The organism is Virgibacillus sp. DJP39 (assembly GCF_049310925.1).
In the GTDB taxonomy this organism is placed as follows: domain Bacteria; phylum Bacillota; class Bacilli; order Bacillales; family Amphibacillaceae; genus Virgibacillus_F.
This window is the reverse complement of the sequence record NZ_JBMERP010000006.1, coordinates 91,597-100,989: the sequence shown is the minus strand read 5'-3', so window position 1 is coordinate 100,989 and position 9,393 is coordinate 91,597. Positions and strand designations below refer to the sequence as shown.

Sequence of the window (9,393 nt, the reverse complement as noted above, 5' to 3'; positions counted from 1 at the left end):
CTATTTACTATTTATTTTGTTTGTTTAATCATTGAATTTGCAATTTCAGTTAGTTTTTCTTTTGTTATAGAATCTTTCCCATCTACTCCATCCTTATATCTAATATTGTATTGAACGGAGTTATCCTCACTTAACCAACTAATCTCGGTTTCTTCAGCTTTTTCAGAGTAGTATCCTACTATACCTTTGTTTAATTCCACTTTATCTTTGTATGCTCCGAATGAAGGTTCTTGTCCATCGACATCAAAAGTTGTCACGTGAATTCTTGGAAAACTGTTTTTAGCCTTGTACATGACATCGAAATTGGTTTTTACACCTGGTGGTAAAACACCGGCAGCTACTGTCAACACTTGAATATCATCTACTTTAAATGGGAATGTGCTGACTTGAGGCATGATAACCTTTTTACGGAATTCCTCTGGTAAACCTTGCCATGTAGATTCAACCTTAGGATACTTTTCCATCAAGTTTTGCAATGGTTCTTCTTTTGTAGACGAATTTGTTGAATTCGTTGAATTAGCCGACTCTTCTGATTCAGAATTAGAGTCTGGATTACATCCTGCAACGATAACTGCAAGCAATAGAAGTACTAGTACGTTTCTTAAGTTTTTCATATTACCTCCTGAAAGCTTATACATATTTGTAAAACAAAGTTTAACACAAAATTCATTTGTGATAAATAAAAATCTAAGCACACTGCTCCAATCGAGGTGTCATATCTATCATTTCTGAACATATATATACTATAAACGATAGTAAGGTGATCTAAACATGGACGCGATATTACGGTTATTTCCAGAGCATATAAAAGATGCTATAAAAGAAAAGGTAAAAAACCGATGGTATGAATTACAAGAAATACGTTTTAGGCTAAACCAACCGATTGAATTAATTTATGATACAAAGATTGAGTGGATTAATCAGATCAAGCCAGACAGCAAAGATGCAATATTTGTACTCAATCAGTTAAGTGAATTTTCTTTATACCGGATGGAGGATGAACTTAGGGAGGGCTATATAACAATTGAAGGTGGACACCGGGTTGGACTGGCCGGGAAAGTAAATACCTTAGGTGGAATAGTCAAGGCAATCCAACACATTACTTTTTTTAATATTCGGATAGCTAAACAAAAGCTTGATGTTGCTCTACCAATAATTCCATATCTGTATAGGAAGAAATACATGAGTACACTCTTTGTCGGGCCTCCACAAACGGGTAAAACAACGTTGATAAGAGATATCGTCCGTTTAATAGGAAGTGGATGGAAAAATATCCTCCCTACAAAGGTAGCTGTCATTGATGAAAGATCTGAAATAGGGGGTTCTATAAAGGGGATACCGCAACATAATGTAGGAATAAGGACAGACGTAATGGATGCATGCCCGAAAGCTGAAGGAATGATGATGATGATTCGTTCCATGTCCCCAGACGTACTTGTAGTAGATGAAATTGGCAGTGAAAAAGATGTACAAGCACTAATGGAAGCAACTCTCGCGGGGGTGGTGGTCATTTGTTCTGTCCACGGACAAAACCTTGAAGAAATAAAAAAACGCCCATCGCTACAACCATTGTTTGAACAAGCAGTATTTCAACGGTTTGTTTTATTAGAAAAACAGGAACAACCAGGGTTTGTAAAAGGAATATATGATCATAACGAAATGAACATATTGCAAAAAAAGAGGTGCTCAAATGATGTGGTTAGGAGCGGTTCTATTCATCGGTACCACAACGTGGATAGGATTTGAAGTTAGTAACAGGTTTCGAGAACGTCCTAAACTCATTCGTCAACTAAAAAACGCACTGCAGATTTTGGAGGCTGAAATCTTGTATAGCCAGCTATCATTAAGAGATGCATTTGCCAGCATCGCTAAGCAGTTACCAGACCCAACAAAGTCATTTTTTGAAAGTCTTGCTATATCTCTTGGAGAAGAGAAGACTGATTTATATCGCGTATGGAGTGAGCAAGTCAATGTACTTGATCAAACATCTGCAATTGGAAAAAATGAGCAGGAAATATTAAACCAGTTTGGAAGAACTCTGGGTCAACATGATTTCAGTCAACAACAGAAACATATTCAATTAGCAGTTCACCACCTGGACCGGGAATTAGAAGAAGCGCGTGATAACGAATTTAAATACAGTAAAATGGCCAAAAGTTTAGGACTATTGTGTGGTTTGTTTATCGTCCTTCTGTTGATCTAGGACGTTCGACGAATTTCGAACTGTTATCTAAAGGGGGAGCCTAAAGGGCATTGATACAACGTCCATTGGAGCTACCTAGTAAGGAAAGGGGTACATCAATGCTAACGGATGCATCCATATTATTTCAAATTGCTGGAATCGGGATTATTGTAGCCTTAATACATACCATTTTAAAGCAAATGGGAAAAGAAGAAATTGCTCAGTTTGCTACGCTGGTTGGTTTCATCATTGTTCTCGTAATGGTTGTTAACGGTTTAGCTGATTTATTTCAACAGATTAAATCCGTATTCCTTTATCAAGGATAGATAAAATGGACATATTACAAATTGTTATATTGGGTATCATATCGAGTCTGTTATTTATTATTTTAAAGGAACAACATGCTTCTATTGCTTATCTATTATTGTTATTAACCGGGATAATCATTTTGTCAGTAGTAATCAATCAAATAGGAGCAGTTCTCAATTTGATTGAATCCTTAGGAGAAAAAGCTTCTATAGATGGCATCTACATGGAGACCATACTAAAGATAATTGGGATAGCATATATTGCGGAAATAGGCGCTAATATCACGAGAGATGCAGGTTTATCATCGGTTGCATCTAAAATTGAACTCGCAGGTAAGGTATCTATTCTGCTATTAGCAGTGCCGATTATATCTGCTGTAATAGAAGCTATATTGAATTTCTTGCCAGTAAGTTAAGTAATGAACGAAGGGAGTAGTAATAGATGGATGAAATGTTCTAAATTTTACGTAATAGCAGTAGCCGTTTTCCTAACTCTGACACTTGCAAGTACAGCATCCGCATCCACGTCGACAACCACGACTACTACTACTACGTCTATTACTGATCTTCAACAGGATGTGTTGGATAAGGTTTCACTTGAAGGTGTACAACGGCATTGGAACAAATTAATCGGTGAATATGGTGGGTATTTACCAGTTCTAAAAAAAACTAGTCTTTATGATTTTATAAAGAACCATGGAAGCTTTTCCATTAAGAACACACTTTTAGGATTACTTGAGTTTTTATTTCATGAAATAATTGTTAACGGAAAACTTTTAGGGCTTTTAATGATGCTGACACTTTTCTCTGTTTTGCTGCAAACGATGCATACAGCTTTCGAAGGCAGTGTGGTCAGTAAAATAGCTTATTTTACAGTTTATCTAGTTTTATTTTTTATTGCGTTGAATAGTTTCTATTTAGTATTCTCCTATACGAAGGAAGCGATTGACGGGATGAGTAATTTTCTGTTTGCTCTTCTTCCTTTAATTATAGGATTGATGGCGACATTTGGGAGTATTATATCGGTGTCTTTTTTCCATCCGGTTATTCTATTCTTAATATTTGCCAGCGGGTTGTTAGTATCCAATTTCATCCTACCATTACTGTTCTTGTCAGCATTATTGTTAATTGTTAGCAGTTTAACCGACAGCTACAAGGTTACCCATTTAGCTAGTTTATTAAAGTCAATTAGCTTAGGAGCACTGGGAGTTTTTTTGACAATATTCTTAGGTGTTTTGTCAGTCCAAGGTGCTGCCAGTGCAATTCAAGATGGTGTTGCAATGAAAACGGCAAAATTCATTACAGGAAACTTTATTCCAATTGTGGGTAGAACATTTACTGACGCGGCAGATACTATTTTAAGTGCATCATTACTACTAAAAAATTCGGTAGGTATTGTCGGTTTAATTAGTATAGTCCTAATTGCATTATTTCCTGCACTCAAAATATTTGCAATTGCCCTAATTTATAAAATAGCTGCAGCGGTTCTACAACCAATCGGAGATGGCCCTATAATTGAAAGTCTAAATGTGATAAGTAAACACATTATGTACATTTTAGCATCATTAATTGCTGTAACACTTATGTTTTTTCTGGCTATTGTAATCCTGGTTGTTGCTGGGAATATTACGCTAATGCTCAGGTAAGGGGGCTATACATGGATGCTATCATACATTGGATCACACAAATAATCATTTTTATGCTACTAGCAACCATTGTTGAATTACTAATTCCTGCAACGTCCATGAAAAAGTATATAAAATTAGTCGTGGCGTTAATATTAATATTAATTTTTTTAAAGCCTGTTTTTTATTTGTTTCATATAGATGTTAAAGATGCTCTAATTGCCTCGTATGAAAGACTTGATAACTACCAGGTTAAAGAAAACGATATGGAAAGTTTAATAGAATTTCAAAAAAATGATATACAAGTCAAACAATCTGCATATATTGAAGAACAAGTGGCTGTCCAACTAATAGATCTTGCTAAGACCCCTTTACTAGAATCCTATCAAATGGTTATAACAGATATCGATTTTTCACTCGCATCAGCAAAACCAGTAGGGTATGAGGATTTAGAGGAAGTCATTGTTTATGTAAATCACGCAAAAGAAAGTGAGGAGGATGTAGACATTGTAGATGAGGTTACTATTAGCACGGACACTCCAAAAAGTAGTAGGGATAGCCCAGAATTAGAAAAAATAGAAAATCTTTTAATGGACATTTGGGAAGTTGAAGATAAAGAAAAAATAACTGTCATTTGGAAGGGGGGGACATCTTGAAAGATTTCATAAAAAAATTTTTTCGGAATTCTGAAGGGGAAGTAATGAAAAGTATTCCGGCTAAAAAAAAGAAATACCTAATTATTGTGGGAGTCTCTGGAATACTATTAATTCTCGCAGCAAACGTGTTTACTGATTCATCAAAAAATGTAGAGACAGCAATTGAAGTACCACCGCAACAAGAAACTACACCTGCTTTTACTGAAAAGAAATCCACTACTTCTAATGTTGATGAATTGGAAGAAAGTTATGAGAAAGAGTTGAAGGATCTACTGAACGAAATTCAGGGAGTTTCAGAGGTAGAGATAATGGTTAATTTAGATTCAACTAAGGTTAAAGTTTATCAGAAAAACCTGATTACAAGTAAACAAACAACAGACGAGTCAGATAAAAATGGTGGTACGCGTGAAATTGAAGACTACACCCAGGAGTCACAGGTGGTCATAGTAAGACAGGGTGAAAAAGAAGTCCCTCTTTTAATACAAACAAAAAAGCCAGATGTTAGAGGTGTGTTTGTAATAGCTAAAGGAGTTGAACAGGCAACTGTGAAAAAGTGGGTAGTAGAGGCTGTTTCAAAAGTGTTAGATGTACCAACACATAGAGTTTCAGTAATGTCAAAAAGTTAGGGGAGATTAATTTATGTTAAAAAAACAAACGGTATGGTTGTTAACAATGCTCAGCTTGATGATTGTTTTAAGTGTGTATTATATGACTTCTGAGGATATGGGGAACCAAGCATTTAATGAGGGTTTAACTCAATCAGATGACGTTATTAATACAGAGAACGCGGATAGTCAAGAAGATGCAACGGTAGACATTTTAAATAGTGGACAAGATGAGTTGTTCGCTACTATTCGAATGGAACTAACAGATACGCGCAGCGAAATAAAGGATCGACTAAGAGACATAGTGGTGTCTAGTACATCAACTATAGAACAAAAAGATGCTGCACTAGAAGACATGGATGTGTTGGATAAGTTAGCAGCGAAAGAGGTTGTTCTTGAAGAATCAATCTTAGCAGCTACTGAGTATAGTGATGTCTTAGTAAGATCGGACCAGTCACAGGTTCAGATCCACGTAAAGGCTGAGAATCTATCAAAAGAAGAAACAGTTAACCTGATGCAAATGGCAAGGGACGAATTTGGTGAAATACCTGTAAATGTTAATTTTCAACCTACAACAAAATAAATTGATTCCTAAAAAGTATTCATTTGACCCCAGTTGATCAACTGGGGTCACTTTTGATTAAGTTGGAATTCATTCTCTGGACAAGCTGTTTTCTGCAAGGTTGTTGATGTTTTTGACACAAAATCTATAAAATGCGATATAACTGCTTGATTGATTTCCGCTGGCACGGCTTCAGACACTAGGTAACGAGGAGGCTGAAGCGTTCACCATGGAAAGCGAGTGTTTTTCGAATCGACGGTTGATATTTCCAGAATAACGGTTGATTTCTAGGCCATAACGGTCGATTTTCTTGAATAACGTTTGATTCCTTGGCATGAGGAACCCCCCGCGGAATGTGTATTTCCGTTTTTTTCTCTACGTCGTAATTTACATCAACTGCGAGGAATAGAAAGAAATAAAACATAAGAAAAAAGTCTTTTAAAAACAGGCATTCTCTCAAGAAGAAGTTGGAATAAATTCCTTAATTATTCGCAATGAATTCGAATCATTGATATAATAAGACCTATGAAAAGCTTAAAATAAGACAATAGTAAATGGAGTTTCATAGGATACAGGCAATGGGTTGAAGTTTTAATAGGTTTTAGCGTAAAATGTTAAGAGGAGTCATTAGTACCTGTTCGTATTTTTGAATGAGAAGAAGGAGTGCCGAGCATGTTAAAAGTACAAGAGATCCGTGAAATAATCAAACTAGTTGATCAGTCTTCGATTAATGAATTCACCTATGAGTTGGATGGTGCTAAGGTTAGTATGAAAAAATCGACTGATTCTCAGACGATTCAAGCACCAAAACAAGTAGTCGAAAAAACAGAGACGCCGAAAGAGGAAATTAAGGAATCTGTTACGACTGCTAAGAGTGAAACTGATGTACAAGAGCCCGCTGTTGAGGAAACAACTAAAGAAACATTGACCAAAACAGATTTTGATTATGAAATTGTTTCACCAATGGTTGGAACATTATTCAGTGCTGAATCACCTGAGAGTGATCCATACGTAAAAACTGGAAGCATGGTTCAAAATGATACAGTTGTGTGTATTGTAGAAGCAATGAAATTATTTAATGAAATAGAAGCAGAAGTAACAGGGGAAATAGTAGAGGTATTAGTGGAAGATGGAGAATTAGTTGAATACGGTCAACCACTATTTAGAGTAAAAGCTAAATAAGGGGATGGAACATTTGATAAAAAAACTGTTGGTTGCTAACAGAGGAGAAATAGCCGTCAGAATTATCCGTGCGTGCAAAGAAATGGACATTGAAACGGTGGCTGTTTATTCAGAAGCAGATAAAGAAGCATTACACGTACAGCTAGCAGACGAAGCATATTGTATAGGACCAACTGCTAGTAAAGACAGTTACTTAAATTTTACTAATATCATCAGTCTGGCGACCCTTACCGAGGTGGATGCGATTCACCCTGGTTATGGTTTTTTAGCAGAAAATGCTGATTTTGCAGAAATCTGCAAAGCCTGCAACATAATTTTCGTTGGTCCAACTGCACAATCAATTCAAAAAATGGGAATAAAAGATGTCGCAAGAGATACAATGAAGGCAGCTAATGTACCCATTGTTCCTGGTTCTGATGGTATAATAGAAGATGTAGAAGATGGAATAAAAATTGCTGAACAAATTGGATATCCTGTCATTATTAAGGCTACTGCTGGCGGTGGTGGTAAAGGTATTCGAGTGGCAAAGAACCAAGAAGAGTTAGTAAAGGGTATTCGCGTTACACAAAAAGAAGCTGATCAGGCCTTTGGGAATCCTGGTGTTTATATGGAAAAATTCATTGAAGATTTCCGTCACGTTGAAATTCAAATTCTGGCTGATCAGCATGGGAACGTTGTTCATTTAGGTGAACGGGATTGTACGATTCAACGAAGATTGCAAAAGTTGGTTGAGGAATCACCATCACCAGCAATTACAGAAGAAATACGCCAAAAAATGGGAGCAGCATCTGTTAAAGCAGCAAAAGCTGTTGATTATGTTGGTGCAGGCACAATTGAGTATATCTTTGATCGTACAAGTAAATCTTTTTACTTTATGGAAATGAATACACGGATTCAGGTAGAGCATCCGGTGACCGAAATGGTAACGGGTATTGATTTAATTAAAGAGCAGATTAAAATTGCGAATAACGAAAAGTTATCTTTTACCCAAAAAGATATCAAGTTTGAAGGATGGGCAATTGAGTGTCGGATAAATGCAGAAAATCCTTTTAAAAACTTCATGCCTTCTCCAGGGAAAATAGAAATGTATTTACCTCCTGGTGGGTTTGGTGTTCGAATTGATTCAGCTGCGTATCCAGGATATTCTATTCCACCTTTTTATGACTCAATGATTGCAAAATTAATAACATTTGGTCCAACCCGTAAGGACGCAATTAACAGTATGAAGCGCGCATTAGATGAATTTGTAGTTGATGGGATTCATACAACAATACCTTTTCACCGGTTAATAATGGAGCATGAAGTATTTACAAATGGTGATTTTAACACGAAATTTTTGGAAGAGAATCCTATTCTTGAAAAAGATTAAATAAGGGAGTGTTACGATGAGTGAACAACCTTTGTTAAACGTAAGTGAGGATACTGGTTTAGGGACTGTAGAAATAGCCCCTGAGGTTATCGAAATCATTACTGGTATTGCAGCATCTGAAGTAGATGGTATATCTTCTATGCGTGGGAATTTTGCAACCGGTGTCGTGGAACGTTTTGGAAAAAAGGCTCATAGTAAAGGTGTAAAAGTTGAGTTAACAAAGAGTGGTGTCATGATTGATTTATACGTTGTGTTAGATTTCGGCGTATCTATCCCTCAAGTTGCGCAAAAACTACAAACCAATATACGACAGACGATAAAGAGTATGACTGCTTTAGAAACCACAGAAGTTAATGTTCACGTGGTAGGAATTCAGATGGATGGTAAAGATAGTACAGAAGAAAAAAGTGAGTAATTAAAGACGGCTAAAAGAACTCCTTTAGCCGTCTTTCTATGTCTAGCTTTCCGTCCAGTGTTCATGTTATTATTTGTATAGAGAAGACTAAAGGAGTAATGAATAATGAGACGGCATGCAGCAAGAGAAAAAGCATTTCAGTTACTATTTCAAATAGATTTAAATGAATTAAATCCAAACCAGGTATTAGCTAATCACAATGAAACTGGTGAAGCAGACTCATTTTTAGAAAAGCTTGTACAAGGTGTAGTTGAACATAAACAGCAAATAGATGAGAAAATCTCAAATCATTTGGAAAACTGGTCAATCCAACGAATTGCATCGGTGGAAAAAACAATCCTCCGCATAGCAACATATGAAATAGATTACCTCGATGAGATTCCAACGAATGTTTCAATTAATGAAGCGGTTGATTTGGCTAAAGAGTATGGAGATGAAAAATCTGGTAAGTTTGTTAATGGAGTGTTGAAAAAAATCATAGCCTGAAAG

The 9,393-nt window shown here is 36.2% G+C and carries 13 protein-coding genes; 12 read left to right on the top strand and 1 reads right to left on the bottom strand.

The window, feature by feature from the left end:
• Positions 1-11 precede the first annotated feature (11 nt).
• Positions 12-614, bottom strand: a complete 603-nt coding sequence (locus tag ACOI1D_RS04285; RefSeq protein ID WP_422499504.1) for a hypothetical protein — start codon at positions 612-614, stop codon at positions 12-14.
• Between the two features lie 157 nt (positions 615-771).
• On the opposite strand from ACOI1D_RS04285, the gene spoIIIAA reads away from it, so the two are divergent.
• The 12 genes from spoIIIAA (at position 772) to nusB (ending at position 9,390) form a co-directional block, all read left to right on the top strand.
• Positions 772-1,746 carry a stage III sporulation protein AA gene (spoIIIAA, locus tag ACOI1D_RS04280; RefSeq protein WP_422499503.1) on the top strand — a complete coding sequence of 325 codons (975 nt, stop codon included), beginning with the start codon at positions 772-774 and terminating at the stop codon, positions 1,744-1,746.
• Complete coding sequence (gene spoIIIAB / locus ACOI1D_RS04275; RefSeq protein ID WP_422499502.1) at positions 1,691-2,203, top strand: stage III sporulation protein SpoIIIAB; 513 nt, start codon at positions 1,691-1,693, stop codon at positions 2,201-2,203. Before spoIIIAA ends, spoIIIAB begins: the two co-directional genes overlap by 56 nt.
• Before the next feature lie 98 nt (positions 2,204-2,301).
• Positions 2,302-2,508, top strand: a complete 207-nt coding sequence (spoIIIAC, locus tag ACOI1D_RS04270) for a stage III sporulation protein AC (RefSeq protein WP_422499500.1) — start codon at positions 2,302-2,304, stop codon at positions 2,506-2,508.
• 5 nt (positions 2,509-2,513) lie between these two features.
• On the top strand, positions 2,514-2,906 hold the full coding sequence (gene spoIIIAD, locus ACOI1D_RS04265) for a stage III sporulation protein AD (RefSeq protein ID WP_422499499.1): 393 nt from the start codon (positions 2,514-2,516) through the stop codon (positions 2,904-2,906).
• 30 nt (positions 2,907-2,936) lie between these two features.
• A complete protein-coding gene (spoIIIAE, locus tag ACOI1D_RS04260; protein ID WP_422499497.1) occupies positions 2,937-4,136 on the top strand; it encodes a stage III sporulation protein AE in 1,200 nt (399 codons plus the stop codon).
• An 11-nt stretch (positions 4,137-4,147) separates the two neighbouring features.
• Positions 4,148-4,771 carry a stage III sporulation protein AF gene (spoIIIAF, locus tag ACOI1D_RS04255; RefSeq protein WP_422499495.1) on the top strand — a complete coding sequence of 208 codons (624 nt, stop codon included), beginning with the start codon at positions 4,148-4,150 and terminating at the stop codon, positions 4,769-4,771.
• Positions 4,768-5,397 carry a stage III sporulation protein AG gene (gene spoIIIAG, locus ACOI1D_RS04250; RefSeq protein ID WP_422499493.1) on the top strand — a complete coding sequence of 210 codons (630 nt, stop codon included), beginning with the start codon at positions 4,768-4,770 and terminating at the stop codon, positions 5,395-5,397. The genes spoIIIAF and spoIIIAG overlap by 4 nt, the downstream gene beginning before the upstream one ends.
• A 13-nt stretch (positions 5,398-5,410) precedes the next feature.
• A complete protein-coding gene (locus tag ACOI1D_RS04245; protein ID WP_422499491.1) occupies positions 5,411-5,959 on the top strand; it encodes a SpoIIIAH-like family protein in 549 nt (182 codons plus the stop codon).
• A gap of 651 nt (positions 5,960-6,610) precedes the next feature.
• Positions 6,611-7,120, top strand: a complete 510-nt coding sequence (accB, locus tag ACOI1D_RS04240) for an acetyl-CoA carboxylase biotin carboxyl carrier protein (RefSeq protein ID WP_422499490.1) — start codon at positions 6,611-6,613, stop codon at positions 7,118-7,120.
• A 13-nt stretch (positions 7,121-7,133) separates the two neighbouring features.
• A complete protein-coding gene (gene accC / locus ACOI1D_RS04235) occupies positions 7,134-8,489 on the top strand; it encodes an acetyl-CoA carboxylase biotin carboxylase subunit (protein ID WP_422499488.1) in 1,356 nt (451 codons plus the stop codon).
• 16 nt (positions 8,490-8,505) lie between these two features.
• A complete protein-coding gene (locus ACOI1D_RS04230; RefSeq protein WP_422499486.1) occupies positions 8,506-8,904 on the top strand; it encodes an Asp23/Gls24 family envelope stress response protein in 399 nt (132 codons plus the stop codon).
• 105 nt (positions 8,905-9,009) lie between these two features.
• Complete coding sequence (gene nusB / locus ACOI1D_RS04225; protein WP_422499484.1) at positions 9,010-9,390, top strand: transcription antitermination factor NusB; 381 nt, start codon at positions 9,010-9,012, stop codon at positions 9,388-9,390.
• The last annotated feature ends 3 nt before the right edge of the window (positions 9,391-9,393 follow it).